The organism is Streptomyces sp. NBC_01723 (genome assembly GCF_036246005.1).
GTDB lineage: Bacteria > Actinomycetota > Actinomycetes > Streptomycetales > Streptomycetaceae > Streptomyces.
In genome coordinates this window covers 1,654,395-1,680,752 of the sequence record NZ_CP109171.1, presented here as the reverse complement: position 1 = coordinate 1,680,752, position 26,358 = coordinate 1,654,395, and the positions used below count along the sequence as shown (strand labels likewise).

Genomic DNA, 26,358 nt, shown 5'->3' with positions numbered 1-26,358 from the left:
GCACGCAGGAGTCCCGTCCCTCGAGGGGCGGGACTTCCGCGTGCGTGCGTCCGTGTGCGTACGTTCCCGTGTCTGCGAGGCCGTGGTCAGCCGGCCCGTGTGGGCAGCTCCGGCTCCCGGCGTTCGCGGCGCAGTACGGACGACAGCATCGCGATGACCGTCCCCGCGACCGCCCACGCCCACAGCACCAGTAGGGACTCGGTCACGTCGTTCGCCTCGAAGTACGCGATCGAACGCGCCGCCCAGGTGCCCGCGCCCGGCGGCAGCGCCGGTCCGATCGCCTGCCAGAACGGCGGCAGCATCGGCAGCGGGAAGGCCCCGCCCGCACTCGGGTTGCCCGCGATCACCACCAGCAGGATCGCCAGCCCGATGCCGACGATCCCGAAGACCCCCTGGAGGGCGAGCGTGGCGGCGCCCACCGCGAAGGTGATCAGCGCGCCGAGCCCCCACAGGTCCACCACGCTGCCGGGCAGCGCGCCCAGGATCGGCCCGACGATCACCGCGCCGCCGAGTCCGCCGACGATCGACACCAGCGCCATCACGATCAGCCGGATCCCCGCGCGGCGCGGGTTGGCCGGCCGGGCGCCGGTGCTGATCGCCAGGATCGAGGCGCACAGATAGCCGCCGACGCACCAGCCCACCACCAGGTAGAACGACGACAGCCCGTCGAAGTCCTGGGCCGAGGCGGGGGCCACGTCGACGGTGCGCACCGCGCGGTCCTGGCTCCGCTCCACCTCGGCGACCAGCCCCTCCAGGGTGGTGGCGAGGACGGTGCCGCCGCCGGAGGCGACCAGCAGGGTGTCGGTGCGGCCGGAGTCCTCGACGACCAGGGCGCCGTCGATGTCCCGGTTCTCGATCTGCTTGCGGGCGCTTGCCGCGTCGGCCACCGTCCGCGGGTCCAGCGGCGACCCGGGCAGCCCCTCCAGCGCGCTCACCGTCCGGTCGGCGACCGCCGGGGGCGCGACCACCCCGAAGGGCACGTCCCTCGGCTTCGGGTCGTGCAGCGCACCCACGTAGGAGGCGATGAAGAGCAGCTGGAGCGCGATCACGCCGAGCACGAGCAGGGTGGCCCGCGGGGTGACGGCGTCCTTCACCTCGGAGAGGAAGGAGCTGCTGCGCGTGCCGGTGTCGCCCGGTGTGTGTGACATGTCCTCACGGTCCGGGCCTGAGGGTGTTTGCGCAGGTGGGACGGGGCCGAACGGATGTCGCACACACATTCGAAAATTGGTCTATGGTGGGGGTGAGGTAGTTGGGAACAGACGTTCGATAGGCGTAGGGCGCAGGACGTCGGGTTCATGAGATCGGGAGGTGCGTGTGCCGGGTTTCACGCATCTGCACACCGTCTCCGGGTTCTCCGCCCGCTACGGCGCCTCCCACCCGGAGCGGCTGGCCGAGCGCGCCTCGGAGCGGGGCATGGACGCCCTCGCCCTCACCGACCGCGACACCCTCGCGGGCACGGTCCGCTTCGCCAAGGCCTGCGCGAAGGCGGGTGTCCGCCCGCTGTTCGGCGCGGACCTGGCGGTGGCCGCCCCCGAGTCCGGCACCGGCCGCACGGAGACCTCCGTACGCCGGGACCGGCGCCGCGTCCCCGTGCGCGGCGGCGCCTTCGTCGACGAGTCGGCCCCGCGGGTCACCTTCCTCGCCCGGGACGGCGCCCGCGGCTGGGCCGACCTGTGCCGCCTCGTCTCCGCCGCCCACACCGCCGAGGAGAGCCCGCTGCTGTCCTGGGCCGACAATCACGCCGACGGCCTGACCGTCCTGCTCGGCCCCGGCTCCGACGTCGGCCGCGCCCTCACCGCCGGCCGCCCCGACCGCGCGGCGAAGCTCCTCGTTCCCTGGCGGGAGGTCTACGGCGACGCCCTGCGCCTGGAGGCCGTCTGGCACGGCCGCGAGGGGACCGGCCCCGGCTCCCTGCGGCTGGCCGCCCGTACCGTCGGCCTCGCCGCCGAGCAGGGCGTCCGGCCGGTGCTCAGCAACGCCGTCAGGTACGCCGACCCGGGCCAGGGCCGGGTCGCCGACGTCCTGGACGCCGCCCGCCGCCTCGTCCCGATCGACGCCACCGGGGAACTGGACTCCGGTGAGGCGTGGCTCAAGGACGCCGCCGCCATGCGGCACGCCGCCGAGCGGATCGTCGAGTCCGCGGGCTTCCGGCGCGACACCGCCGACCGCCTGCTGGAGCAGACCCGCGCCACGGCCGCCGAGTGCCTGGTCGACCCCGAGGACGACCTCGGCATGGGCGCCGTCCACTTCCCCGAACCCCACCTCGTGGGCGCGGGCCGCCGTACCGCCCAGCGGGCGCTCGCCTCCCGGGCGGTGGCCGGCATGGTGCTGCGCGGCTACGACCGGCGGCGCGACCGCCGGGAGTACTGGGAGCGGATGCACCACGAGCTGGACATCATCGCCCACCACGGCTTCGCCTCGTACTTCCTCACCGTCGCCCAGGTCGTGGACGACGTGCGGCACATGGGCATCCGGGTCGCCGCGCGCGGCTCCGGCGCGGGCTCGCTCGTCAACCACCTCCTCGGCATCGCGCACGCCGACCCGGTCGAACACGGGCTGCTGATGGAGCGGTTCCTGTCCAGGGAGCGGGTGGTGCTGCCCGACATCGACATCGACGTGGAGTCCGCGCGCCGGCTGGAGGTCTACCGCGCGATCATCGGCCGGTTCGGCACCGAGCGGGTCGCCACGGTCGCCATGCCGGAGACGTACCGGGTGCGCCACGCCGTGCGCGACGTCGGCGCAGCCCTGTCCATGGACCCGGCCGAGATCGACCGCGTCGCCAAGTCCTTCCCGCACATCCGCGCCCGCGACGCCCGCGCCGCGCTGGAGGAGCTGCCCGAGCTGAGGGAGCTGGCGGAGGAGTCCCGCCGGGACGGGGGAGGGAGGTACGGCAAGTTCTGGGAGCTGGTCGAGGGCCTCGACGCCCTCCCGCGCGGCATCGCCATGCACCCCTGCGGCGTCCTGCTGTCCGACGCCTCCCTGCTCTCCCGTACGCCGGTGATGCCGACCAGCGGCGAGGGCTTCCCGATGGCGCAGTTCGACAAGGACGACGTGGAGGACCTGGGGCTGCTCAAGCTGGACGTGCTCGGCGTGCGGATGCAGTCGGCGATGGCGCACGCGGTCGCCGAGGTGAAGCGGGCCACGGGCGCCGAGGTCGACCTGGACGCCGTGCCGGAGGGCGACCCGGCGACGTACCGGATGATCCGCTCCGCCGAGACGCTGGGCTGCTTCCAGATCGAGTCGCCGGGCCAGCGGGACCTGGTCGGCAGGCTCCAGCCGGCCACCTTCCACGACCTCGTGGTCGACATCTCGCTCTTCCGTCCCGGTCCGGTCGCCGCCGACATGGTGCGGCCGTTCATCGAGGCGCGGCACGGGCGGGCGCCGGTGCGCTACCCGCACGATGACCTGGCGGAGCCGCTGGAGGGGACGTACGGGGTCGTCGTCTTCCACGAGCAGATCATCGACATCGTCGACATCATGACCGGCTGCGGACGCGGCGAGGCGGACCGGGTGCGGCGCGGGCTGTCCGACCCGGAGTCGCAGGGGCGGATCAAGGTGTGGTTCGCCCAGCACGCGGCGGAGCACGGGTACGACGCGGAAACGATTCAGCGCACCTGGGAGATCATCGAGGCCTTCGGCTCGTACGGCTTCTGCAAGGCGCACGCGGTCGCCTTCGCCGTGCCGACGTACCAGTCGGCGTGGCTGAAGGCCCACCACCCGGCCGCCTTCTACGCGGGCCTGCTCACCCACGACCCCGGCATGTACCCCAAGCGGCTGCTGCTGGCGGACGCGCGGCGGCGCGGGGTGCCGATCCTGCCGTTGGACGTGAACAAGTCCGGGGTCGCACACAGGATCGAACTGGTGTCCGAAGGTAAGCGGCGGGAGCCCGTGTGGGGCCTGCGCCTCGCCCTCTCCGACGTGCACGGCATCAGCGAGGCCGAGGCGGAACGGGCCGCCGAGGGGCAGCCGTACGCCTCCCTGCTCGACTTCTGGGAACGGGCCCGCCCCAGCAGGCCGCTGGCCGGACGGCTCGCCCAGGTCGGCGCGTTGGACGCGTTCGGCGCCAACCGCCGCGACCTGCAACTGCACCTGACCGAGCTGCACCGAGGCGCCCGGGCCGGCCGCGGCGACCAGCTCCCGCTGGCCGGCGGACGCAGGACCGCGTCCGCCGGACTGCCCGACCTCACCTCGGCGGAGCGGCTCAGCGCCGAACTGGGCGTGCTGTCCATGGACGCCTCGCGCAACCTGATGGACGACCACCGCACCTTCCTGCGCGAGCTGGGCGTGGTGTCGGCCAAGCGGCTGCGCGAGGCCCGGCACGGGGAGACGGTGCTGGTCGCGGGTGCCAAGGCGGCCACGCAGACACCGCCGATCCGCTCCGGGCGCCGGGTCATCTTCTCCACCCTCGACGACGGCTCCGGCCTGGTCGACCTCGCCTTCTTCGACGACTCCCACGACGCCTGCGCGCACACCGTCTTCCACTCCTGGCTGCTGCTGGTGCGCGGGGTGGTGCAGCGGCGCGGCCCGCGCAGCCTCAGCGTGGTCGGCTCCGCCGCCTGGAACCTCGCCGACCTGCTGGAGGTGCGGGGCGCGGAGGGTCTGGAGGGCGTCGCGGCCCGGCTCGCCGAGTCCCCCGGCGCGGGTCCCGAGGCGGCCGACGGCGACGGGGGGCAGCGGAGGATCCGCATGTCCACGGGGTACGAGATGCACCCCTGGGCCGATCTGCGCCCCGCGGGCGAAGGGCCCGCGGTGGGAAGGAAGTTGTGGCACCAGAGTCCGGGGAGTGCGGGATGACCATTCTCTGCGTACGTTTCCAGCTGCCGCCGATGTACGAGGCGGCCCTGCCCCAGTTGCTGGGGCTCCTGGAGGAGTTCACGCCGGTCGTCGAGGCGTTGCCACCCGACGGCGCGCTGGCCGACCTGCGCGGCGCCGAGCGGTACTTCGGCCGAGACGCCGTGGAACTGGCCGCGGTGATCCGCGTCCGCGCCCTCGCGCTGTACGGCGTCGACTGCCTGATCGGCGCCGGGCCGGGCCCGATGCCGGCCCGCATGGCCCTGCGGGACGCCCGGCCGGGGCTGACCCGCGCGGTGCCCGAGGGCGGGGTGCGGGAGTTCCTCGCCGGCAAGCCCGTCGCCGCGCTGCCCGGCGTCGGTACCGCGACCGCCCGCACGCTGTGCGAGTACGGCCTCGACACCCTCGGCCGGGTCGCCGCCGCGCCCCTGTCCACGCTCCAGCGCCTGCTCGGCGCGCGGACGGGCCGCGAGCTGCACGAGAAGGCCAACGGCATCGACCGCGGCCGGGTCATCCCCAACGGGATCTCCCGCTCACTGGCCGCCGAACGCCCCTTCGGCCGCGACGAGCTGGACCCCGGCCGGCACCGCCGCGCCCTGCTCTCGGCCGCCGAGGAACTGGGCGCCCGGCTGCGCGCCGTGGAGAAGGTGTGCCGCACCCTCACCCTCACCGTGCGCTACGCCGACCGGTCGGCCACCACGCGCAGCCGCACCCTGAAGGAGCCGACCGCGCACTCGGCGGCGCTGACGCGGGCCGCGTACGGCATGTACGAGGCGCTCGGGCTCCAGCGCGCCCGGGTCCGGTCGGTGGTCCTGCGCGCCGAGGGCCTCGCCCCCGCCGAACAGGCCTCCCACCAGCTCACCTTCGACCCCGTGGACGAGAAGGTCCGCCGGATCGAGGAGGTCGCGGACCGGGCACGGGCGAAGTTCGGGCCGCGTGCGGTGATGCCGGGGTCCCTGGCGGTGGCTTGAGACCCTCGCGGGTCAGTTGGCCCACGGCGGCGTGAGCCGGGTGCCGTCGGCCAGTTCGGCCGTCAGGCCGACGGAGGTGGTGACCCAGGTCGTCGCCGTCCGGTCGGTGGGATTCTCCACGGCGAGGGTCGCCCCCGGGCTGATGATCACGGTGTCGCCCGCCGCGACGCGCTCGGTGCGGCCGTCGAGGGCGATCAGCAGTTCGCCGGTGAGCAGGTGGAGGACCTCCTCGCGGTCGACGGTGTGCGCGGGCGCCCGCGTCCCCGCCGGGATCTCGCCCCGCCAGGCGCAGAGCTGGCTGCTGCCGGTGCGGGGGGTGGCGTACGAGACGAAACGGGCGCCGTGGATCTCGTGGGTGACGCCTTCGGACGAGCGGATGACGGGCACGGGGGTCTCCTGGGGGTGAGGGGGCTTGAGGCGCGCTGTCGGCTGCGGGCAGCCGTCGGCCGATGGAGCCGAAATGGTCAAGTTGCTTGACTACTTCGCGCGGTCCTATGGTCAAGCCGCTTGACCAATACGTCAAGGGTGTTTCAATGCCTCCGTGCAGAACTCCGAAGCCATGGCCCTCTCCGCCGCCCTGCTCGCCGCGGCCGGCGGGCTCACGCAGCGCATCCACGAGGGGGTCGTCGCTCGCGGCTTCGAGGGGCTGCGACCCGCGCACGGCTTCGCGTTCACCCGGCTCGCCCCGGACGGCGCGACGGTCACCGACCTCGCCGCGCACCTCGGGATGACCAAGCAGGCCGCCAGTCAGCTCGTCGACGAGCTGGTCCGCAAGGGGTACGCCGAACGCCGGCCGCACCCCGCCGACGCGCGCGCCCGGCTGGTGGTGCTGACCGAGACGGGGTGGGCCTGCACGCGGGCCGCGGAGGAGGCGGCGGCGGAGGCCGTGGGCGCGTGGGTCGAGGTGCTCGGCGAGGGCGAGGTCCGCGCCCTGCGGGACCGTCTGCTGCGCGTCGCGCCGGGTGGGCCCGTCCGGCCCGCCTGGTGACCCGCGCCTGGTGACCCTTTATCACCTGTGGCGCACCGCGCTCTGGTTATCACTGGAAGTTTTTACTGACGCGTAACTTCACACCTGCACTACTCACCCGTAACTTGACGAGTGAACAGCATCCCGTGATCCGGATCACAGGGCGTCCTGCCGTCGCACCTCCCTGTCGCACCTCCCCCGAGCCGCAAGGAGATCACCTGATGCTGCCCTGGAGACGACTGCTCAGACCGCTGACCGCGCTGCTGCTGACCGCCGCGGTCGCCCTCCTCCCCGCCGCCACCGCCGCCCACGCCGCCGACGCCCGCCCCAGCGCCGGCTGGAACGACTACGGCTGCAAGCCCTCCGCCGCCCATCCCCGCCCCGTCGTCCTGGTCCACGGCACCTTCGGGAACTCCGTCGACAACTGGCTCGGCCTCGCGCCCTACCTGAAGAACCGCGGCTACTGCGTCTTCTCCCTCGACTACGGCCAACTGCCCGGCGTCCCGTTCTTCCACGGCCTCGGTCCCGTCGAGAAGTCGGCGGAGCAACTGGACGCCTACGTCGACAGGGTGCTCGCCGCGACCGGCGCCGCGGAGACCGACATCGTCGGCCACTCGCAGGGCGGCATGATGCCCCGTTACTACCTGAAGTTCCTCGGCGGAGCGGCCGAGGTGAACGCCCTGGTCGGGATCGCGCCCAGCAACCACGGCACCACGCTCCTGGGCCTGACCAACCTGCTGCCGTACTTCCCCGGCGTTGGGGACCTGCTCGACGAGAACACCCCCGCCCTCGCCGACCAGGTCGCCGGCTCCGACGTTCTGACCAAGCTCAACGCGGGCGGCGACACGGTGCCCGGCGTGCGCTACACCGTCCTCGCCACGAAGTACGACGAGGTGGTCACTCCGTACCGCAGCCAGTACCTGAGCGGCCCCGGGGTGCGCAACGTCCTGCTGCAGGACCTGTGCCCCCTCGACCTCTCCGAGCACCTGGCGATCGGGCTGCTCGACCGGATCGCCTTCCACGAGGTGGCCAACGCCCTGGACCCGGCCCGCGCCACGCGCACCACCTGCGCCTCGGTCCTCGGCTGACCGGGACGCCCGGAACGCAGGGCGGGGTCCGTCCGGCCTGAGCCGCCGGACGGACCCCGCGTCCCGGATCAGCGGCCGTGCCGGCCCCCGGCCGTCAGCGCCCGGCGGCGGACCGAGGCGAACAGCGCGGCCGCGCCGAGGGCCAGGGCGGCGGCGCCGCCGACCGCGATGTAGGGCGTGCTGCTGTCACCGCCGGTCTCGGCGAGGTTCCCGGTGCCCCCGCCGGCGGCCTTGACCTGGTTGGGCTCCGCGGCGGCCTCGGTGTCCGGGGCGGCGGCCGGGTCCGTGGGGTCGGTGGTGGTCTCGGCGTCCTGGTCGCCGTGGCCCCGGTGCTCGATCGTCGACTTGTCGGCCGCGGCGGCGAGCTGTTCGTCGGTGGGCGCGGAGGCCTCGGGCGCCGGAGCGGTGCCGGCGGCGCTCTCACCGCCCGCGTTCCCCCCGGCAGCGCTCTCGCCGGCCTCCGCCTCCTCGCCCGCGGCACCGCCGCCGCCGCCGAACGAGACGTCGGAGCAGGAGTAGAACGCCTCCGGGCTGTCCGAGCGCTGCCACACCGCGTACAGCAGGTGCTTGCCGGAACGCTCGGGCAGCTTGCCGGAGAAGGTGTAGAAGCCGCCCGAGGCGGCCGGGTCGGTGGCCGTGGCGACCGGGGCGGACAGATCCAGGTCGCCCCAGCCCAGCGGCTTCGCCGGGTCGTAGCCGGGCTTGGTGATGTACACCTTGAACGTGCCCTTGTGCGGGGCCGTCACGCGGTACTTGAAGGTGTACGAGCCGCTGCTCACGCTGGTCGTGGGCCAGTCCGCGCGCGCCAGGTCCATGCCCTTGAAGGCGGGGTCGTTGGCGCTGCACAACTTGCCGTCCGGGATCAGCTCCTGGTGCTTCCCGGCCGCGTTGCCGATGCGGATGCCGTTCCAGTCGTAGAGGGCCTGCGTGCCGCCGGCCGCGACCGCGGCCTTGCACGCGGCGGACCGCGGGCTCTCGGGGCCCTCGGCGTGGCACTGCGACACCCGGCTGACCGGGTCGCCCATCGAGCCGTGCGCCGAGGCGGGAGCGGCGGCCAGCGTGGTCAGGGCGAGCGGGGCGAGACCGGCGACGGCGACGGCGGCGGCCCTGCGGGACGCGGAGTGTGCGGGCATGGGGATCTCCTGGAGGCGGTCACGGTGGACGTGGGGACATGGGCCGGAACCCGTGGGGTGATCAGCAAACTAGCCCCAAGAAACCGTGAAATCGCCTGCTGGAGACGGGTGATGGAGATCCTTATGGTCGCGTTAAGGGAGTGCTCAGGCTGAGCTGAGGTAGCTACCGTTCGAGGTGTGGAAGACGAACAGGTCCGACAGGCGGTCACCGACGACGTACCCGCGGTGAAGGCGATCACCGACGCCGCCTACCGGCCCTACATCGAGCGCATCGGAGTGGTGCCGCAGCCCATGGAGGCGGACCACGCGGCGAACGTGGCCGCGGGAAGGGTCTTCGTCGCGTGCGAACCCGGAGGGGACCCGGTGGGCCTCGTCGTCCTGGAGGCGCGCCCCGGCCATCTCTTCCTCGACAGCATCGCCGTCCGCCCCGACGCCCACGGCAGGGGTGTGGGGCGGCGGCTGCTGCGGTTCGTGGACGCGCACGCGCGTGCGCTGGGCCTGCCCGAGGTCAGGCTCTACACGAACGCGATGATGTGGGAGAACCAGGAGATCTACCCGAAGTACGGGTACGAGCTCGTGGAACGCCGAGTGGACGGGCCCTACGACCGCGTCCACTACCGCAAGCGGCTGCCCTGACACGTCTGCGTCTCATGACGCGCCCGCCCGGTCAGCTCTCCGGCCACCAGGTCCGCGCGATGTCCTTGCGCACCTCCGGCCGCCCCGCGGGCCGCTCGTCGACCTCCTCGCGGACTCGGCGGGCGTCGCTCTTCTTCAGGGGCTTCTGCACAGTCAGACGGCGCATGGCTGCCTCCCTTACGGATCCACCGGGTTCCGCGTTCTCACGGAGGTAGACCCTTTCCCCGAGACTCACTCATCGATGCATTCCTGTCAGTGGCGGTTGTCACGTTGCCCCGCCCAGACTCCGTTGTCAGTGGCGGGTGTCACGCTGGGTGCATGGACGAGAACCGTGACGAGACGACCACATCGAGTGTCGACTGGGACGTGGCAGCCGCGGGCTTCGACGACGAGCCGGACCACGGACTGCGCGATCCGGACGTACGCCGGGCCTGGGCCGCCCGGTTGGCGTCCTGGCTGCCCGCACGGCCCGGGGACGTCCTCGACCTGGGCTGCGGCACCGGCAGCCTGTCGCTCCTCGCGGCGGAGCAGGGACACCGCGTCACCGGCGTCGACCGGTCCCCGGCCATGGTGAAGCTGGCCCGGACCAAACTCGCCGGTCGTGACGCGGTGTTCCTCGAGGGTGACGCCGCGGCACCACCCGTGGGCGAGCAGCGCTTCGACGCCGTACTGGTCCGGCACGTCCTGTGGACCCTGCCCGACCCCGGCCGGGCCCTGAGCCGCTGGCGGCACCTGCTGCGCCCCGGGGGCCGGCTGGTCCTGGTCGAGGGCGTGTGGGGGACGGTCGCCCCGGTCGGCATACCCGCGGACCTGCTCACCGCCCTCCTCACCCCGCTCGCCGGGCGCGTGCGCGTGGAGCGGCTGTCGGACGACGCCGCGCTGTGGGGGCGGGAGGTGACGGACGAGCGGTACGCGGTGGTCGCGTTGCCCGAGTGAGGCGCCCCCTAGGCCAGCAGGTGCGTGAAGTCGTTTCCGCGGGCCAGGTGTTCCAGTTCGTCCAGTGCGGCCATGGCCGCCGCTGCCGCCTCCGGGTCCCGGTCCGCCAGGCCGCTCTCGGTGAACTCGTCCTCGTCCAGGCGTCGTACGTCCGTGCCGTCGGCGGAGCGCCACAGGTCCAGGTCGAGGTCCTCGACGACCAGCTCCGTGCCGGTCAGGACGGCGGGGCGGGTGATGTCGCAGTACCAGCCCTTCAGTGCTCCGGCGGCCGTGCGGACCTCCTTCACCGAGTACCAGCGGTCGCGCCAGTAGTACTCGGTGAAGACGTCGCCGGCCTCGAAGCGCACGAAGCCGAAGTCGCGGACGCCGTCACCGGCCCAAGGCGCGCGGACGGCGAGGCGGGTGCCGTCGTCGTGCAGCAGCTCACTCGGGTACCGGATCTTCGTACGGCCCGCCTTGACCAGGACGACGTCCACCCGGGCGGGCGGCTCAGCCGAGTTCGCGGACATGGCGCACCTCCGTCGCGCAGACCTCGTACCCGAGCCACTTGTTGATGGCGAGCATCGGGCCGTTGTCGGCGTCGTTGCCCGTGAAGGCCACCGTGCAGCCGGCGGCGCGGGCCCGGTGCAGGGAGGCGGTCTTGGTGAGCTTGGCCAGGCCCCGGCCGCGTTGCGCGCGGACCGTGCCCGTCATCGCGGTCGCGTACCGGGTGCCGTCGGTGTAGGCGACGCTGAAGGCGGCGGGACGTCCGTCGACGACCGCCACCGTCGTCAGTTCGCGGTTCAGCAGCGGGTTCCGCCAGGTGTCCGCGAGCCACGCCTCGTAGTCCGTGAACTCGACGTCGACGTCGCTCGGTTCGTCCGCCACCGTCTCCGCGTCCAGCTCGAACATCGGGCGCGGATCGTCCGCGAAGTCGGCGGCGGTGCGCAGTTCGACGCCCGGGGGAGGGGCCCACAGGGGCGGGAGCGCGGCGCCTGCCAGGTCCAGCCGGAGGAAGTGCGCGGCGCGCCGCCGCTCGTAGCCGTGCCGCTCGGCGAAGGCCAGGTTGGCGGGCCCGTCCAGCACCCAGGAGTACAGCTTCGTCGCGCCCTCGCCGGCCAGGTACTCCTCGGCCGTGCGCACCAGCAGCCCGCCGGCCCCGCGCCGGAACCTCTCCGGGTGGACGTAGATGTTGAGGAAGGCCTGGCCGGGCTCAGGGCTGTCGTGGACCAGTCCGATCTGCGCCGTGCCGATCACCTCACCGTCCTCCTCCGCGACCAGGGAGCGGCTGCGGGCGTCCGGGTGGGTGTGGACGAGCCGGTGGACGATGGCCTCCGGCGTCCACAGGATGAACGGCACCGCGAGATGGCGGACATGGGCGAAGGCCGCGACATCGGCCGGATCATCGCTGCGCAGGTCGCGCACAAGAACGGTCATGTGGGCGCACGCTACGGCGGGTGGGCCGTCGGGTGCCTCTCATTTTCGCGGGGATACGGGACAATCAACCCCGTGACCTTGAAGATCCACATCGACGACGGCGTGCCGCCCTACGAGCAGGTGCGCGCGCAGATCTCCGACCAGGCCCGCTCGGGCGCGCTGCCGGTCGGCTACCGGCTGCCGACCGTACGCGGACTGGCCGAGTCCCTGGGGCTCGCCGCGAACACCGTCGCCAAGGCGTACCGGGCGCTGGAGGGGGACGGGGTGATCGAGACGCGGGGGCGCAACGGGACGTTCGTCGCTGCCGCGGGCTCCGCGGCGGAGCGGGAGGTCGCGTCCGCCGCGCGGCTCTACGCCGAGCGGGCTCGACGGCTCGGGCTGACGGAGGCGCAGGCGGCGGCCGCCGTGCGGGATGCCCTGCGGGCGGCTTACGGGGGGTGAGCGCCGTTTTGGCTACGGTCCGGTCTTGTCCGCGGGTGCGTCGTGGCTTGTCGCGCAGTTCCCCGCGCCCCTTACGGGGCGCGTTTCGCCAGCCTTGCGAAACGCTGCGCGTCCTTTACCGCCGCCGCGTTCTGGTCGTTGTTGAAGTACGCGTAGACGTCCTGGTCGGGGGGCCAGGTCGTGGTGATGCGGTCGAGCCAAGTCGACAGGGAACGGCGGCCGTAGTGGGGCCACGGGGTGGCTCGGCCCTCGTGGAAGCGGACGTAGCCCCAGTCCGCGGTGCGCCACAGCGGGGTGAGCGGGCGGGCCCGGACGTCCGCCCAGCACAGGGCCGCGCCCCGGGACGTCAGGACCTCCCGGGCCTCGGGCGTCCACCAGGAGTCGTGCCGGGGTTCCACCGCGACCCGCGTCCCGGGCGGGAAGCAGGCGAGGCAGGCGTCCAGGAGGGCCGGGTCGGCACGCAGGGTCGGCGGGAGCTGGAGCAGGACCGGGCCGAGCCGGTCGCCCAGGCCCGCCGCGTGGGTCATGAGGCGGTCGACCGGCTCCGCCGGATCACGCAGTCGTCTGATGTGCGTCAGGTAGCGGCTCGCCTTGACCGCGACCACGAAGTCCGGCGGCACCCGCTCCCGCCACGCCTCGAACGTCTCGCGCGCCGGCAGCCGGTAGAAGGCGTTGTTGATCTCGACCGTCGGGAAGACGTCCGTGTACCGCTCCAGCCAGAGCCGTACCGGCAGACCGGGCGGGTAGAAGGCCTCCCGCCAGTCCCGGTACTGCCAGCCCGACGTGCCGACGAACAGGGGCATACCCCCATCAAAGCATCTACAGGTAGAGCCCGGCCTCCGAACCGGCCCGCGGCTCCGGCAGCGCGGTGGGCGAGGTGCCCCGGCGCAGCGCGTACAGCTCCGCCAGGGTGGCGCCCTCGCGGCCCACTCCCTCCTCGGTGCCGAGCCAGCCGACCGCCTCCCGGCGGGTCAGCGGGCCGACCTCGATGCGGGCCAGGCAGCGGCCGGGGCGGACGACGGCGGGGTGGAGGCGTTCGAGGTCCTCGTTGGTCGTGACGCCGACGAGGACGTTGCGGCCCTGGCCCAGCAGCCCGTCCGTGAGGTTCAGCAGCCGCGACAGCGCCTGCCCCGCGGTGTGCTTGGCCTCGCCGCGGATCAGTTCGTCGCAGTCCTCCAGCAGCAGCAGCCGCCAGCGGCCCTTGCCCGCCGCGTCCTCCTCGCCGATGGCGATGTCCATCAGATAGCCGACGTCGGAGAAGAGCCGCTCGGGGTCGAGGACGCAGTCCACCTGGCACCAGTCCCGCCAGGACCGGGCGAGCGTGCGCAACGCCGAGGTCTTGCCGGTGCCGGGCGGCCCGTGCAGGAGCAGCAGGCGGCCCGCGATGTCCTCGGGGGTCGTCTTCATCAGGCCGTCCATCGCGTCCGCGACCGGCGCCGTGTAGTTGGCGCGGACCTCCTCCCAGGTGCCCGCCGAGATCTGCCGGGTGGTGCGGTGCGGGCCGCGGCGCGGGGAGACGTACCAGAAGCCCATCGTGACGTTCTCCGGCTGCGGTTCGGGCTCGTCCGCCGCGCCGTCCGTCGCCTCGCCGAGCACCTTCTCCGCCAGTTCGGCGCTGGTCGCCGTCACCGTGACGTCGGCGCCACGGTTCCACCGCGAGACGAGCAGCGTCCAGCCGTCGCCCTCCGCCAGCGTGGCGCTGCGGTCGTCGTCGCGGGCGGTCCGCAGCACCCGAGCGCCCCGCGGCAGCAGCGTGGCGGCGGACCGCACGCGGTCGATGTTCGTCGCGTGCGAGTACGGCTGCTCGCCCGTCGCGAAGCGGCCGAGGAACAGCGCGTCGACGACGTCGGACGGGGAGTCGCTGTCGTCGACGTTGAGCCGGATCGGCAGGGCGTCGTGCGGGTTCACGGACATGCCGCCATGATCCGGCACCCGGCCGCCGCGTGCACCCGGTTTCCCGGGCACAAGCGGTACGGACGGCGGTCGGCGGTGCGGGCGGCCGGCGGTTCAGGCACCGGCCCCCAGCACCCCCCTCCCCGCCTGCCGGGTCCTGCGGAGTACGGCGTACCCCTTGGTGAGGACGCGGTCCCCGGCGAAGGTCCGGGCGATCGCGCGGCCCTCGACCAGCCGGGCGAACTCGTCGAGCCCCGTGCGGCGGCGCACGGTGACCCGCCGCAGGGCGTACGGCCCCTGCGCGCGGCGGGCCAGGCCGTTGCCGACGGCGAGCGCCTGCGCGTAGCCCGTCTCCCGCACCGCCCGCCGCACCCGGCGGTCCGAGTACCCGTACGGGTAGGCGAACGAGGTCGGTACGGTGCCCAGTTGGTCGGCGACGATCTCCTTGCAGTGGATCAGCTCGAACCGCAGCCGCTCCTCGCCGATCTGGTCGAGCTGCGGATGCGTGTGGCTGTGCCCCCCGATCTCCACGCCGGCCGCGGCCAGTTCGCGGACCTGGTCCCAGTCGAGCATGGTGTCCAGGGCGCCCCCGGTGTCGTACGGGCCGCGCAGCCAGCCGGTCGAGACGAACAGGGTGGCAGCGAAGCCGTGCTCGGCCAGGGCGGGCAGGGCGTGCCGGTGCACGCCCTCGTAGCCGTCGTCGAAGGTGATCAGGACGGGCCGCCTCGGCAGCGGACGCCCCGAGCGCCAGGCGGCGGCCAGCTCCGCCGTGCCGATCGGGGTCAGGCCCCGGTCGGCGATCGCCGCCATCTGCTCCGCGAAGGCCTCCGGCGTCACCGACAGGGCGCGGGTGGCGTCGTTCGGTTCGGCGGCGACCGCGTGGTACATGAGCACCGGTACGCGCGCGTCCGCCTCCTCAGCCATGCGCGCCCCCCTCGGCGGGAGCGAGCGGCGCCACCGAGAACGTGGCTCCGCCCCGGCGGGCCCGCAGGCTCCCCACCACGTAACCGCCCGCCGCCGTGAGCACCCCGGCCACGATCGCGCCCGCCCGGCCCGCGCCGCCCGGCCGGGCCATCACGGCGTCGCGCAGCCCGCGCGCCACTCCCGCCGGCAGCACCCGGGTGGCGTACCGGCGTTCGGACTCCAGGCCCTTGTCCGCGCCGACGCTGCGCGCCACCAGGGCCTTGGACAGGCCCTCGGCGTAGGCACGGGTGCGGAAGTAGCCGAAGTGCTCGCGGGCCGCGGGCACCCGGTGGTGGATCACCGCCCGGTCGTCGATCAGCAGGACGGCGTCGGGCCGGGCGCGGGAGAGCCGGATGCACAGCTCGGTCTCCTCGCAGCCCAGCGGGCGCTTGTCGCCGTCCCGTCCGATGCCGGTGGCGAAGCCGCCCGCCGCGTCGAACGCCTCGCGCCGGAAGGAGGCGTTGCCGCCCAGCACGTTGCGCACCCGGACGCGGCCGGGCGGCAGGCCGCGGTACGTGCAGCCCACCACCCAGTCGAACTCCTCGGGGAACCAGACGGGCCGGCGCCCCGACGCCCAGATCGGCACCGTTCGCCCGCCGACGGCGACGACCGCCGGGTCGGCGTACCCCTCGGCGAAGTGGCGCAGCCAGTCGCGTTCGGCCACGGCGTCGTCGTCGAGGAAGGCGATCACCTCGCCGCGCGAGGCGGCGATGCCGGTGTTGCGGCCGGCGGACAGGCCGCGGGGGCCCGCGTTGGCGAGCACCCGCACCTCCCGTCGTTCCGTGTACTCCTCGTATGCCTTGATCAGCCGGTCCCGGAGCGCCTCGTTGTGGTCGACGACCAGCAGCGTTTCCCGGGCCGGGTGGGACTGCGCCCGCACCGAGTCGACCGCCGCGAGGATGTCCTCCCAGCGGTCCTCGGTGTAGACGCAGATCACCACGGAGACCGTGAGCGAGGCGCGGCTACCGCTCAAGACGCCTTCCCGCGGGCGGGTGCCACCGGGCTCACGGGGGTCACCGGCGCGACGGCGGTGACGGAACCGACCGGGCCGAGCGTCGCCGAGCGCGTACGGCCGCGCAGCGCACGCCGGTTGGAGCGCTCGTCGAGGATGACTCTGAGCACCCGCAACCCGTCCCGCACCGCGCGCAGGTTGCTGACACCGTGGATGCGCAGGTACTCGTGGCTGGGAATCTCCTGGACCTTCAGGCCGGCCTTGACCACCCTGATGTTCATCAGGGTCTCCACCTCGAAACCGGTGCAGTCGAGGTCGATCTTGTCCAGGCAGTGCCGCCAGAACGCGTTGTAGCCGTAGCAGAGGTCGGTGTAGCGGGCGCCGAACTTCCGGTTGACCACCGCGCACAGGGCGCGGTTGCCGAGCTTGCGGATGAAGGTCATGTCGTCGGTGCCACCGCCGTTGGCGAAGCGGGAGCCCTTGGCGAAGTCGGCGCCGGAGACGAGCGCGGAGACGTAGGAGACGATCTCCTGGCCGTCGGCCGAGCCGTCGGCGTCGACCATCACGATGATGTCCCCGGTGCACGCCTTGAACCCGGTGATCAGCGCGTCCCCCTTGCCCTTTCCGCGCTGCTCGACGACCTTGACGTCCGGCCACAGCTCCCGGGCGACCTCGATGGTGTTGTCGGTGGAGTTGCCGTCCACGAGGACGACCTCGTGGACCCACTCGGGCAGCGTCTTGAAGACGTAGGGAAGGTTCTCCGCCTCGTTCATGGCGGGTATGACCACGCTCACCGGCGGTGCTATCGCCAGGTGCGAGGAGACGGGCCGGTACTTTCCGGCGGGTGTCGGGTCGGCCGACGGATCGTTGCCCGTCGAAGCCGGCTGCAGAACTGAGCTCATGAGTCTGGTCCCTCTCGTCCGGCGGACCGCCCGCCCCAGGGGCGGTCCGGCTCTGTATCCGGTTCGAAAGGGGGGTTCTCGCCCAGCCGGCGCGCGACGAAGTGCTACTCCGTGCGTGCCAGATGAGCTGGCAAAGCTTGTCGGCACCGCGAGAAAACGGCAGCCGACCGCGCGGCACGGCCCGGTCACCGATGCGGTCACCGAGCACGGCACCCCCCTACCGCGCGTCCCGCCTCGGTGCGCCGCGGCCTCGAGCCCTCCCCTGAGCCGCTTGCCGACGTACCGATGCGGGAGATGTATGACGGTATTGACGATTGAAACCGTATGGCAAGACCTGGAAGCAGGTCTCACGTTTTTGTTGTTTTGCCGTCATCTGTTCTTCGCGCCTCAATCTGGCCCAGCCCGGCTCGGAGCGTCAAGGGCGCACTGACGTTCCCACTGACTTTCGTCCGATTTTGAATGACTGTCAGCCATTTCTTGGCATGGACACTCCCGGTCAACGCGCGTCACTGTTACGACGGTTACGGCAGAGATCCTGCTAAAGGAGGTTCCATGAGACGTCTCCGACTTGTCGGCTTCCTGAGTTCCGTCCTCCTCGCCGCCGGCGCCGCCCTCACCGGGGCCGCGACCGCCCAGGCGGCCCAACCCACCGCGGCCGGGGGCTATGTGGCCCTCGGCGACTCCTATTCCTCAGGGGTCGGAGCGGGCAGCTACATCAGCTCCAGCGGCGACTGCAAGCGCAGCACCAAGGCCCACCCGTACCTCTGGGCGGCCGCCAACTCCCCCACGACCTTCGACTTCACGGCCTGCTCGGGCGCCCGAACGAGTGAAGTTCTCTCCGGACAACTCGGCCCGCTCTCCACGGCCACCGGCCTCGTCTCGATCAGCGTCGGCGGCAACGACGCGGGCTTCGCCGACGTCATGACGACCTGCGTGCTCCAGTCCGACAGCACCTGTCTCTCGCGGATCGCCACCGCGAAGGCCTACGTCGACTCGACGCTGCCCGGCAACCTCGACAGCGTCTACTCGGCGATCAGCGCCAAGGCCCCCAACGCCGACGTCGTCGTCATCGGCTACCCGCGCTTCTACAAGCTCGGCACCTCCTGCATCGGCCTCTCCGAGACCAAGCGGAAGGCGATCAACGAGGCCTCCGACTACCTCAACACCGCCATCGCCAAGCGCGCCGCCGACCACGGCTTCACCTTCGGCGACGTCCGCACCACCTTCACCGGTCACGAGCTGTGCTCCGGCGCCTCGTGGCTGCACAGCGTCAACTGGCTGAACATCGGCGAGTCGTACCACCCGACCGCGGCCGGTCAGTCCGGCGGCTACCTGCCGGTCCTCAACGGCGCCGCCTGACCCGAAGCGGAAGAGGAGGGGGAGGCCCCGTCGGCCGGGGTCTCCGTCTCCGTCCCGGTCTCGCAGGTCACGGAGAACGCCACGGCGTTCGACGTGGCCCGCACCGGGGACCGCACCTCCACCCGCACGGCGCCCTCGAACGCGCCACTGTCCTCGCGCGTCGTCACCACGACGGTGTCCTCGTCCGAGCGGTCGCCGTCCGCGGGGAAGGACAGCGTCCGCCACCCCGGGTCGGAGACCGAACCGTCGTCCGTGACCCAGCGGTAGCCGACCTCCGCGGGCAGCCGCCCCACCGTGAACGTCGCCGTGAAGGCGGGCGCCCGGTCGCGGGGCGGGGGACAGGTGCCCGAGTAGTCGGGGTGCGAGCCCGCCACGGACACCTTCACCGACTGCGGGGGCGTACCGCTCTCCGTTTCGTCGTCCTCCGACTCCGACTCCGACTCCGACGACTCCGACGGACTCGGCTCGGCACTCTCGTCCGGTCCCGTCGCGGGGGCACTGGCCGAAGAGCCCCCGCCGCCGTCCGCGCCCTCCGTCCCGTCACCGCCGTCCGAGCGGTTGAGCAGCCCGTACGTCAGCCCGGCCGCCGCCAGCGCGAGCACGGCCACCCCGGCGATCAGTACGGCACGCGCGCGCCGGTCCCGGTGCGCGGGCGGGCTCGTGCCGGCCGTGCCCGCCGTCGTCGCCGGTCCCGGCAGCGGGGGAGTCGCAGCGGCCCCCGCGTCCTGGCGCCCCCCGACGGTCGTGGCGTACCCGTCCGTCGGCGCCGCGCCGTACGCGCCTCGCTCCGAGGCAGGGGTGCCCCCGGCGCCCACGAGCCGCAGGTCCCGCTCGGCGCGTTCCGCCGGGAGCCGTTCGGCCGGGTCCTTGCGCAACAGCCCCTCGACGACGGGCGCGAGCGCACCCGCCCGGTGGGGCGGCGGCAACTCCTCGTCGACGATCGCGCGCAGGGTGCTCAGCGGAGTGTCCTGGCGGAACGGCGAGGCGCCCTCGACCGCCGCGTACAGCAGCACGCCCAGCGACCACAGGTCGGACTCGGGACCGGGGGTGCGGCCCAGCGCCCGTTCCGGGGCGAGGAACTCGGGCGAGCCGATGACCTCGCCGGTCATGGTCAGCGCGGAGCTGCCCTCGACCCTGGCGATCCCGAAGTCGGTGAGCACCACCCGGCCGTCGTTCGACAGCAGCACGTTGGCCGGCTTGACGTCCCGGTGCAGCACCCCGGCCGCGTGCGCGGCCCGCAGCGCGGCCAGCACCTCGGCACCGATCAGCGCGGCCCGCCCCGGCTCCAACGGGCCCTCGGCGTCCAGCAGGTCGGCCAGGGACAGCCCGCGGACCAGTTCCATCACGATCCAGGGCCGGTCGCCGTCGGTGGCCACGTCGTACACCGTGACGACGTTGTGGTGGGCGACCCGGGCCGCGGCCCACGCCTCGCGCTCCAGCCGGGCGTACATCCGCCGCACGTCGCTCTCCGGCAGCCCGGAGGGGGCGCGCACCTCCTTGACGGCGACCTCGCGGTTCAGTACCTCGTCGCGGGCGCGCCACACCGTGCCCATGCCGCCCTCGCCGAGAGCGGACAGGAGGCGGTAGCGGCCGGCGATCACGCGCTCACCGCCGGGTTCCTCGAACACCGGCGCCCCCTACAGACGTCTCGCGCGGACACGGTCCGGGAACGGGCCCGGCTGTCCGCCGCGTTCCTCCCAAAGTAGCTCAGCCGAGTGCGGATGCCGCCCCCCTGAACACCAATCCGGCCCCGAGGAGCACCACCACGCACGCCGATCCGAGCGGGGTGGCCCGGCGCACCATGCCCGCCAGCGGGCCGGACGTCCACCGCGGGCGCCGCGTCAGCAGCCGACTCACGCCGCCGCCGAGCCGGACGACCGCGACCCCGGCGGCGGTGAGGGTGAGGGCGAGCCCGAGGCCGTACGCGACCACGAGCAGCAGTCCGAACCAGGCGTGGCCGACGGCCGCGGCGCCCACGAGCACCACCACGGCGGACGGACTGGGCACGAGCCCGCCCGCGAAGCCCAGGAGGATCGTGCCGCGCAGGGTGGGGGAGACGGGGTGGGTGTGGGTGTGCGGGCCGTGTTCGTGGGGGTGGTCGTGGCTGTGTCCGTGGTCGTGATGGTGCGCGTGCGTACGGCCGTGCGCCCGGTTGCGCAGTGCGCGGCGTACGAGGCTCGCGCCCGCCAGCGTGACCAGGGCGCCGCCGGCGACACCGAGCCACGCGACGACCGACGGCGTGGCCGCCGAACCCGCGGTGACCAGGACGCCGAGGGCGACCACGCCCAGGGTGTGGGTGACCGTCACCGAGGCCGCCATCGGGAGGACGTCCTTCAGCCGGGCCCCGCCGCCCCGGGCGGCCGCCGTCGCCGCCATCAGGGTCTTGCCGTGGCCCGGTGCGAGCGCGTGCCCCGCGCCGAGGGCGACCGCGACGACCAGGGCGAGGGCGGCGAAGCCGAGGGTGAGGTGGCGGCGGGCGACCAGGGAGTCCAGCGCGCGGGTCCAGCGGTCCGCGCCGCGGGGCAGGACGGAGGCGGCGGGGGCGTCCTGCCGGTCCCGGTCCAGGGCGGGGCCGCCGGGCCGGACCCGCAGCGACGCGCTCGCCGTGTCGGCCGGGGACGACAGTGACTCCTGCGGATAGCGGGTCAGTTCACGTGAGGCCGACTCCTCCGGCACGTCCGACGCGGTGAGCGTCGTGCGGTCGCCGCGCGCGGTGATCTCCCGCCAGCCGGGGCCCGCCGAGGCGCCGGCCGCACGGAAGCCGACGCTCACCGGACCGGAGTCGGGCAGCGGTGCCGTGAACCGGCACTCCAGCCGCAGGGTGTCGAGCCCGGCCTGCCCCGGCCGCACGCGCACGCCGCTGTGCCGGGCGGTGAGGGCGACGCCGCGGCCGTCCACGGTGAGGCGGCTGTCGAGCGCCGCCCGCTCGCAGCGCCGCCGGGCCCACTCGGCCGGACCGAGCCGCTCGACGTCGGGGCCCGCCTGGGTCGCCGGGATCTCCGCGAGGTCCTCGACGTGGTCGACGCTCAGTCGACCGGGGGCGGCGATCAGACCGTCGTAGCGGTTGACGGTGAAGTTGCCGAGCGGATGCGCGCTCACGCCCGCCGGGGCGAGGAGGACCAGGGCGCACGCGGCGGTGAGGGCGGCGGCGCCGCGCGCGAGGAGACCCCGGGGCGTCACCGGTCCGCCTCCAGTTCCTTCAGCGCCCCGCGCGCCTCGCGGGCGCCGAGCGGCGAGAAGCCCGGGTCGAGGCGGAGCGCCGCCGAGAGGTGGCGGCGCGCGTCCGCGTGCCGTCCCACCGCGCGCTCGATCACGCCCAAGTGGTAGAGGAACGTGGCGTCGCGGTACCCCGTGGCGACGGCCCGACGGGCGTACGGCAGTGCCTCCCGGTCGAGGCCGTTGACGTGCAGCGCCCAGGCCACGGCGTTGGCCGTGTGCACGGTGCGGCGGCGGTCCCACTCGGCGCGGGCCGCGCGCAGGGCGGCCTTCCGGTCGCCGTGGTCGGCGGCGGCGAGGGCGGTGTCCAGGTCGGCTTCGACACCGCCGGCCCGGGCGAGCGCCGTCCACGCGTCGACGAGGGCGTACTGCTCGCGCGCCTTCGCCGGCTCGCCGCGCACCTCGTACAGCTCGCCGAGCGCGACGAGCGGACCGGGCAGCGGGGCGCGGTCGACCACGCGCTCCAGGTCCCCGACCGCACCGTTCCGGTCACCGCTCGCGGCCCTGGCCCTGGCCCGGCCCTCCAGGGCGGGCAGGTACGTGTCGTCGGCGGCGAGGGCGCGGGCGTAGTGGCGCAGGGCGGCCGACTGATCGCCCTGCCTGCGGGCGAGGTGGCCCAACTGCGTGGCGACGTAGGCCACGTCGGCGGGGGAGGAGGCGACGGCGAGCGCCCGCTCCAGCACCTTCCGCGCGGTGTCCGTCTCGCCGCGCAGCTCGCGGACGTACGCGTACCGGGTGAAGACGGGGACGCCGGGGCGCCGGGTGTCGGCGGTGTCGGCGGCCCGGGCCGCGTCGTCGTAACGGCCCAGTTCGACGAGGGCGTCGACACGGGAGCACAGGGCCCGCTCGTTGTAGGGGTTAGCCGCCAGCGCGCGGTCGGCGTACGCCAGCGCCGTGGCGAAGTCGTGCCGGGCGGCGGCGAGAGCGGCGCGCCCCGACAGCGCCTGGTCGTTGCCCGGCTTCAGCTCCAGGGACCGCTTCAGTGCCCGCTCGGCCCGCGGGTAGCGGGAGGGGTCGCCGTCGGTGCGGGCCAGCTCGACGTGGGCCAGCCCGAGGGCCGCCCAGCCCTCGAAGTCGCGGGGCTGGGCCCGGAGCCGGGCCTCCAGCGCGGGAATCCCCACGCCGGGCCCGGCGTCCCCAACCGCTCCCGGCCGGCCCGCGGGTGCGCCGCCCGGCACGGCGCCGGCCCCCTCCCGGGCGCCGCCGACCGCGACGGCCCCGGCGCTGAGCGCCACGGCCAGCAGGACGGCGCACCCGGTGACCTGGAGCCCCCGCCACCTGCGCGCCGCCGCCGCGAACCGCCGCACGGCGACGATCCGCGCCGCGCCCCTTGCGGCACCGGGCGGTGCGTCACCGGGGCCGCGAGCCGTATCGGTGTCGGGTGGGCGTGGGGTGGTGGCGGCCGGGCCGGGTGGCTCGCTCCGTGCCTCGTTGTCGTTGCCGTGCGAGGACATGCCTCTCCTCAGGTCGGGCGGTCTGCGTGAAGGGTGCGAGCAGCGGTGCGGCCGGTCAGTACGCCCGGCCGCGCATGCGGCGCCACCACGCCACCGCGCCGCCGATCAGCAGGATGCCGACGGCACCGGCCCCCGCCGAGGCGGCGATGAGGGTCGTGTCGCCGGAGTCCGCCGGGCGCAGCGCGTCACCGAGCTGGTTGCGCACGTCGTTGCCGCCGCCCGTGCCGTCGGCGAGCGGACCGCGCGAACCTTCCGTCGGGTTCGCCACGTACGGGAAGGCGGCCCCGAACTCCTTGTCGTTGGCGTCGACCGCGTCGCCCAGGTCGTTCGCGGCACCCACCAGCTCGCCCTCGACGACCTGGAGCGCGGCGTCGATCACGTCGTCGGTCAGCCGGCGTCCGTTGGGGAAGCCCGCGTTGTCGCCGTCGAGGACACCGAGGCGCTTGGGGTCGGCGGCCGGTTCGACCGAGGTGTTGAGGCGCAGTTGCTCCGAGGGCGTGACGTGGGGCGGCTGGTTGAGGTCCGGCACGCCCTTGAGGAAAACGTTCACGAGGTCGTCGCGGGGCTCGGCCGGTGCCTTGATGTCGTAGATCGCCTCGATGAGCTTCGGCAGTTCGGGGTTGGTGACGTTCTGGAGGAACTGCGCGTCGTCCGCGGGCGCGGACGCGTTGAAGGTGTCCTTGTCCTTCAGCGGATTGACCACCTCGTTCACCAGGGGGTTCCCGAGCCGGGACACCTGCGTGAACTCGCCCTGGGCGTTCTCGCGCCGGGTCGTCGACCAGATGCCGACCACCGGCTGCTCCGCCGACTCCACGATCATGTCGGTCGGGACCTGGAGGGCGATCGAGTTGACGTTGTAGCCCTTGAGGGTGTCGTTGCCGACCTCCGACAGGTTCCCGCCGTACAGCAGGTCGAAGACCCGCAGGTCCAGGAAGAAGGGGTCGTCGGCCTGACCGGCGAACGTCTTCGTCCCGTCGTCCAGTTCGTGGACGGCCTGGTCGCGCAGGGCGCCGTAGTCCGGCATCGACGCCTTGCCGACGTTCGACGGCGCCACCGGCACGTCGTGCGCGATCGTCGTCCGGGACGACTCCTTCCCGCCGTGCAGTTTGATCAGCTCGATGTCGTAGGTCTGCGTGATGTTGAGGTCCGGGTCGTCGAGGCTCGTGACGGTGCCCGTGTTGTAGAGGAACGACTTGTCGTTCTTCGTGTGCGTGGTGAACGTGTACCGGAACAGCAGGTCGCCGAGCGCGTCGCCGTCGTTGTCGACGTGCAGGTCGTACTGGGCGTCCTCGGCGAAGGTGAAGAAGTTCGGTCCGCCGGCCGGTTCCTCGAACGGGATCCAGTTCGCGACGAGCGTCGTGGTGTCCGGCCGGTCCGGGCTCACGAAGGCGTAGAGATCCGTGTTGTCGTACTGAGGGGTCCCCGATGTCAACGGGGCCTCCCGGTGGCTGGAGGCGGACGCCGCCGGCGGTTCCAGCGCGGTCACGCCGGCCGCGGTGAGCCCCCCGGCGGCCAGCGCGCCGCAGACCAGCGTGGCCAAGCGCCGTCGACCCGTGTCGCTTCCGGAGATACCGGAGAAAGGTGTCATGCGGTCCGTCCTCTGTGCCCGAGTGCCGAGTTACCTGACGCACCGGCATTCGGAGCACCCCCGGGGCCGGATTGGTGCGGCCCCACATCCGATTCCGTCCCCGGCCGACTGGCGATTTCGGCCCGCGGATCCGTAACCCCTGCGAAGGGCGTGCCGCCGTGTGCGCCCTCGCTGACGCTGACGGGCCGGGAGCGGCCCGCGGAGAGGGGGACGGGGTGGAGGCGGACGAGCTGCTGACGCTCGTGGCGGACGGCGACCAGAAGGCCTTCGAGGAGCTGTACGGGCTGGTCTCGGGCCCCGTCTTCGGACTCGTACGGCGGGTGGTGCGCGACCCCGCGCAGTCGGAGGAGGTGGCGCAGGAGGTGCTGCTCGAACTCTGGCGGTCCGCGGCGCGGTTCGACCCGCGCCGCGGCAGCGCCCTGTCGTGGATCCTCACCGTGGCCCACCGCCGCGCGGTCGACCGGGTGCGCAGCGCCCGCGCGGCCGGCGAACGTGAGCGGCGCGAGGCCCGGCGCGCCCACCACCCCGCCTTCGACCAGGTCTCCGAGGAGGTCGAGGCGGGTCTCGAACGCGAGTGGGTGCGCCGCTGCCTGGACCGGCTGACCGCCCTGCAACGCCAGTCGGTCACCCTCGCCTACTACGACGGCTACACCTACCGGGAGGTGGCCGAACGCCTCTCCCTGCCGCTGGGCACGGTGAAGACGCGGATGCGGGACGGACTGGGCCGCCTGCGCGACTGCCTCGGAGGTACCGCATGAGCATCCTGGGCCGGCTGTCCCGCCGCGGCGACCTGCACTCCCTCGCCGCCCCCTACGCCCTGGACGCCCTGGAGGGCGCCGAACGGGTCCGTTTCGAACGGCACTTGGAAGGGTGCGACCACTGCGTCGCCGAGGTGCGGGCCCTGTCCGAGGACGCCGTCCGGCTGGCCTGGTCCACGGCCGCCCCGGCACCGGCCGCCCTGCGCGAACGGGTCCTGGCCGCCGTCCGCACCACTCCGCAGGAGCCCGCGGCCGGACTCGGCCCCGCGCCCCGGCTGCCCGCCCATGTGTGGCAGGGCGGCCGGAGGCCGGAACGGTCCCGCGCGGTCCGGCCGCGTCCCCTGCTGGTGCCGTTCGCCACGGTGACGGCCGCCGCGGCGCTCGTGGTCGCCTCGCTCTTCGCCGTGCAGGCAGACCGGACCCGGGACGAGTTGGACACGGCGCGAGACCGGGAACGTGAGATCGCCCACGTTCTCGCGGCTCCGGACGCCCGCGCGACGAGCGACACGGACGACCGCGGCCGCGGCATCGGAGTGGTCGCCTCCGCCGCCGAGGGGCGCGCGGTGGTCACCCTGAGCGGATACGGCGAGCCGTCGGGCGACCGCGTGCACCAGCTGTGGCTCATGCGCCCCGGCGCCGGGCCGCGCTCCCTCGGGCTTCTGGACGGCGACACGCCCCTGATCGCGTCCGGCCTGAACCGGTCCGCGACATCACTCGCGGTGACCGTCGAGCCCGGAGGGGGATCGGTCCGGCCGACGAGCAGCCCCGTTGTCCAACTCACCCTGGAATCTGTCGGATTCGGAGAGTAATCGTCAACCCCCTTACGGGGAAGGTGAATCCTGTGACCGCGATACACGCATCCCGTACCGGGGCGATAGGGTTACCCTGCCCGGG

Annotated in this window: 25 protein-coding genes; 10 read left to right on the top strand and 15 right to left on the bottom strand. The window is 73.7% G+C overall.

Annotation, left to right across the window (positions count from 1 at the left end):
• Nucleotides 1–86 precede the first annotated feature (86 nt).
• On the bottom strand, nt 87–1,148 hold the full coding sequence (locus tag OIE75_RS08005) for a DUF3533 domain-containing protein (protein ID WP_307010906.1): 1,062 nt from the start codon (nt 1,146–1,148) through the stop codon (nt 87–89).
• A 166-nt stretch (nt 1,149–1,314) separates the two neighbouring features.
• Here OIE75_RS08005 and OIE75_RS08000 point away from each other — a divergent pair, with 166 nt between their 5' ends.
• Both OIE75_RS08000 and OIE75_RS07995 read left to right on the top strand, forming a co-directional pair.
• Nucleotides 1,315–4,794, top strand: a complete 3,480-nt coding sequence (locus OIE75_RS08000) for a DNA polymerase III subunit alpha (RefSeq protein ID WP_329470134.1) — start codon at nt 1,315–1,317, stop codon at nt 4,792–4,794.
• The gene (locus tag OIE75_RS07995; protein ID WP_329470133.1) at nt 4,791–5,762 is read left to right on the top strand and encodes a DNA polymerase Y family protein; all 972 of its coding nucleotides are present in this window, start codon (nt 4,791–4,793) and stop codon (nt 5,760–5,762) included. Before OIE75_RS08000 ends, OIE75_RS07995 begins: the two co-directional genes overlap by 4 nt.
• A gap of 12 nt (nt 5,763–5,774) precedes the next feature.
• On the opposite strand, the gene OIE75_RS07990 is transcribed toward OIE75_RS07995, so the two are convergent.
• Nucleotides 5,775–6,149, bottom strand: a complete 375-nt coding sequence (locus OIE75_RS07990; RefSeq protein WP_307010900.1) for a cupin domain-containing protein — start codon at nt 6,147–6,149, stop codon at nt 5,775–5,777.
• A gap of 154 nt (nt 6,150–6,303) precedes the next feature.
• Between OIE75_RS07990 and OIE75_RS07985 the strand changes: the two genes are divergently transcribed.
• A complete protein-coding gene (locus OIE75_RS07985; protein ID WP_307010898.1) occupies nt 6,304–6,750 on the top strand; it encodes a MarR family winged helix-turn-helix transcriptional regulator in 447 nt (148 codons plus the stop codon).
• A 200-nt stretch (nt 6,751–6,950) separates the two neighbouring features.
• Nucleotides 6,951–7,817 carry an esterase/lipase family protein gene (locus tag OIE75_RS07980; RefSeq protein WP_329470131.1) on the top strand — a complete coding sequence of 289 codons (867 nt, stop codon included), beginning with the start codon at nt 6,951–6,953 and terminating at the stop codon, nt 7,815–7,817.
• A 68-nt stretch (nt 7,818–7,885) separates the two neighbouring features.
• Here OIE75_RS07980 and OIE75_RS07975 read toward each other — a convergent pair whose 3' ends face one another.
• Nucleotides 7,886–8,950, bottom strand: a complete 1,065-nt coding sequence (locus tag OIE75_RS07975; RefSeq protein WP_329470129.1) for a lytic polysaccharide monooxygenase auxiliary activity family 9 protein — start codon at nt 8,948–8,950, stop codon at nt 7,886–7,888.
• A 177-nt stretch (nt 8,951–9,127) separates the two neighbouring features.
• On the opposite strand from OIE75_RS07975, the gene OIE75_RS07970 reads away from it, so the two are divergent.
• Nucleotides 9,128–9,586 (top strand): GNAT family N-acetyltransferase, encoded by a 459-nt coding sequence (locus tag OIE75_RS07970; protein ID WP_329470128.1) that lies wholly within the window; start codon nt 9,128–9,130, stop codon nt 9,584–9,586.
• 31 nt (nt 9,587–9,617) lie between these two features.
• Here the strand turns inward: OIE75_RS07970 and OIE75_RS07965 are convergent, their stop codons facing one another.
• Nucleotides 9,618–9,752, bottom strand: a complete 135-nt coding sequence (locus tag OIE75_RS07965) for a hypothetical protein (RefSeq protein ID WP_122617396.1) — start codon at nt 9,750–9,752, stop codon at nt 9,618–9,620.
• A gap of 152 nt (nt 9,753–9,904) precedes the next feature.
• Between OIE75_RS07965 and OIE75_RS07960 the strand changes: the two genes are divergently transcribed.
• Nucleotides 9,905–10,522 carry a class I SAM-dependent methyltransferase gene (locus OIE75_RS07960; RefSeq protein WP_329470127.1) on the top strand — a complete coding sequence of 206 codons (618 nt, stop codon included), beginning with the start codon at nt 9,905–9,907 and terminating at the stop codon, nt 10,520–10,522.
• Between the two features lie 8 nt (nt 10,523–10,530).
• Here OIE75_RS07960 and OIE75_RS07955 read toward each other — a convergent pair whose 3' ends face one another.
• Entirely contained in the window at nt 10,531–11,031 is a 501-nt protein-coding gene (locus OIE75_RS07955; protein ID WP_329470125.1) for a DUF402 domain-containing protein, read from the bottom strand.
• A complete protein-coding gene (locus OIE75_RS07950) occupies nt 11,012–11,938 on the bottom strand; it encodes a GNAT family N-acetyltransferase (protein WP_329470123.1) in 927 nt (308 codons plus the stop codon). Before OIE75_RS07950 ends, OIE75_RS07955 begins: the two co-directional genes overlap by 20 nt.
• Nucleotides 11,939–12,010: 72 nt before the next feature.
• Between OIE75_RS07950 and OIE75_RS07945 the strand changes: the two genes are divergently transcribed.
• Nucleotides 12,011–12,379 (top strand): GntR family transcriptional regulator, encoded by a 369-nt coding sequence (locus OIE75_RS07945; RefSeq protein WP_307010882.1) that lies wholly within the window; start codon nt 12,011–12,013, stop codon nt 12,377–12,379.
• A gap of 71 nt (nt 12,380–12,450) precedes the next feature.
• Here the strand turns inward: OIE75_RS07945 and OIE75_RS07940 are convergent, their stop codons facing one another.
• The 5 genes from OIE75_RS07940 to OIE75_RS07920 all read right to left on the bottom strand — a co-directional run bounded on the left by OIE75_RS07940 (nt 12,451) and on the right by OIE75_RS07920 (nt 17,089).
• A complete protein-coding gene (locus tag OIE75_RS07940; protein WP_329470120.1) occupies nt 12,451–13,182 on the bottom strand; it encodes a DUF72 domain-containing protein in 732 nt (243 codons plus the stop codon).
• 16 nt (nt 13,183–13,198) lie between these two features.
• Nucleotides 13,199–14,293, bottom strand: coding sequence for a DUF5925 domain-containing protein (locus tag OIE75_RS07935; protein WP_307010876.1), 1,095 nt, complete (start codon nt 14,291–14,293; stop codon nt 13,199–13,201).
• 93 nt (nt 14,294–14,386) lie between these two features.
• Complete coding sequence (locus tag OIE75_RS07930; protein ID WP_307010874.1) at nt 14,387–15,196, bottom strand: polysaccharide deacetylase family protein; 810 nt, start codon at nt 15,194–15,196, stop codon at nt 14,387–14,389.
• Nucleotides 15,189–16,208 (bottom strand): glycosyltransferase family 2 protein, encoded by a 1,020-nt coding sequence (locus OIE75_RS07925; RefSeq protein WP_329470118.1) that lies wholly within the window; start codon nt 16,206–16,208, stop codon nt 15,189–15,191. The genes OIE75_RS07930 and OIE75_RS07925 overlap by 8 nt, the downstream gene beginning before the upstream one ends.
• Entirely contained in the window at nt 16,205–17,089 is an 885-nt protein-coding gene (locus tag OIE75_RS07920) for a glycosyltransferase family 2 protein (protein ID WP_329470117.1), read from the bottom strand. Before OIE75_RS07920 ends, OIE75_RS07925 begins: the two co-directional genes overlap by 4 nt.
• Nucleotides 17,090–17,641: 552 nt before the next feature.
• Here OIE75_RS07920 and OIE75_RS07915 point away from each other — a divergent pair.
• A complete protein-coding gene (locus tag OIE75_RS07915) occupies nt 17,642–18,448 on the top strand; it encodes an SGNH/GDSL hydrolase family protein (RefSeq protein WP_307010864.1) in 807 nt (268 codons plus the stop codon).
• On the opposite strand, the gene OIE75_RS07910 is transcribed toward OIE75_RS07915, so the two are convergent.
• The 4 genes from OIE75_RS07910 to OIE75_RS07895 form a co-directional block, all read right to left on the bottom strand.
• Nucleotides 18,418–20,076, bottom strand: a complete 1,659-nt coding sequence (locus OIE75_RS07910) for a serine/threonine-protein kinase (protein ID WP_329470115.1) — start codon at nt 20,074–20,076, stop codon at nt 18,418–18,420. The genes OIE75_RS07915 and OIE75_RS07910 overlap by 31 nt on opposite strands.
• 79 nt (nt 20,077–20,155) lie before the next feature.
• Nucleotides 20,156–21,628, bottom strand: a complete 1,473-nt coding sequence (locus OIE75_RS07905) for a nickel transporter (RefSeq protein ID WP_329470113.1) — start codon at nt 21,626–21,628, stop codon at nt 20,156–20,158.
• Entirely contained in the window at nt 21,625–23,118 is a 1,494-nt protein-coding gene (locus tag OIE75_RS07900) for a tetratricopeptide repeat protein (protein ID WP_329470111.1), read from the bottom strand. The genes OIE75_RS07905 and OIE75_RS07900 overlap by 4 nt, the downstream gene beginning before the upstream one ends.
• Before the next feature lie 55 nt (nt 23,119–23,173).
• On the bottom strand, nt 23,174–24,706 hold the full coding sequence (locus OIE75_RS07895; protein WP_329470109.1) for a DUF4331 domain-containing protein: 1,533 nt from the start codon (nt 24,704–24,706) through the stop codon (nt 23,174–23,176).
• A 215-nt stretch (nt 24,707–24,921) separates the two neighbouring features.
• Between OIE75_RS07895 and OIE75_RS07890 the strand changes: the two genes are divergently transcribed.
• Both OIE75_RS07890 and OIE75_RS07885 read left to right on the top strand, forming a co-directional pair.
• On the top strand, nt 24,922–25,464 hold the full coding sequence (locus OIE75_RS07890) for a sigma-70 family RNA polymerase sigma factor (protein WP_122617384.1): 543 nt from the start codon (nt 24,922–24,924) through the stop codon (nt 25,462–25,464).
• Complete coding sequence (locus OIE75_RS07885; protein WP_329470106.1) at nt 25,461–26,273, top strand: anti-sigma factor; 813 nt, start codon at nt 25,461–25,463, stop codon at nt 26,271–26,273. The genes OIE75_RS07890 and OIE75_RS07885 overlap by 4 nt, the downstream gene beginning before the upstream one ends.
• Nucleotides 26,274–26,358 lie beyond the last annotated feature (85 nt).

Coding starts and splice junctions, on each gene's coding strand:
- OIE75_RS08005 (WP_307010906.1), bottom strand. CDS start 1,148: ATGTCACACACACCGGGCGACACCGGCACGCGCAGCAGCTCCTTCCTC.
- OIE75_RS07995 (WP_329470133.1), top strand. CDS start 4,791: ATGACCATTCTCTGCGTACGTTTCCAGCTGCCGCCGATGTACGAGGCG.
- OIE75_RS07980 (WP_329470131.1), top strand. CDS start 6,951: ATGCTGCCCTGGAGACGACTGCTCAGACCGCTGACCGCGCTGCTGCTG.
- OIE75_RS07975 (WP_329470129.1), bottom strand. CDS start 8,950: ATGCCCGCACACTCCGCGTCCCGCAGGGCCGCCGCCGTCGCCGTCGCC.
- OIE75_RS07965 (WP_122617396.1), bottom strand. CDS start 9,752: ATGCGCCGTCTGACTGTGCAGAAGCCCCTGAAGAAGAGCGACGCCCGC.
- OIE75_RS07960 (WP_329470127.1), top strand. CDS start 9,905: ATGGACGAGAACCGTGACGAGACGACCACATCGAGTGTCGACTGGGAC.
- OIE75_RS07955 (WP_329470125.1), bottom strand. CDS start 11,031: ATGTCCGCGAACTCGGCTGAGCCGCCCGCCCGGGTGGACGTCGTCCTG.
- OIE75_RS07950 (WP_329470123.1), bottom strand. CDS start 11,938: ATGACCGTTCTTGTGCGCGACCTGCGCAGCGATGATCCGGCCGATGTC.
- OIE75_RS07940 (WP_329470120.1), bottom strand. CDS start 13,182: ATGCCCCTGTTCGTCGGCACGTCGGGCTGGCAGTACCGGGACTGGCGG.
- OIE75_RS07935 (WP_307010876.1), bottom strand. CDS start 14,293: ATGTCCGTGAACCCGCACGACGCCCTGCCGATCCGGCTCAACGTCGAC.
- OIE75_RS07930 (WP_307010874.1), bottom strand. CDS start 15,196: ATGGCTGAGGAGGCGGACGCGCGCGTACCGGTGCTCATGTACCACGCG.
- OIE75_RS07920 (WP_329470117.1), bottom strand. CDS start 17,089: ATGAGCTCAGTTCTGCAGCCGGCTTCGACGGGCAACGATCCGTCGGCC.
- OIE75_RS07915 (WP_307010864.1), top strand. CDS start 17,642: ATGAGACGTCTCCGACTTGTCGGCTTCCTGAGTTCCGTCCTCCTCGCC.
- OIE75_RS07900 (WP_329470111.1), bottom strand. CDS start 23,118: ATGTCCTCGCACGGCAACGACAACGAGGCACGGAGCGAGCCACCCGGC.
- OIE75_RS07895 (WP_329470109.1), bottom strand. CDS start 24,706: ATGACACCTTTCTCCGGTATCTCCGGAAGCGACACGGGTCGACGGCGC.
- OIE75_RS07885 (WP_329470106.1), top strand. CDS start 25,461: ATGAGCATCCTGGGCCGGCTGTCCCGCCGCGGCGACCTGCACTCCCTC.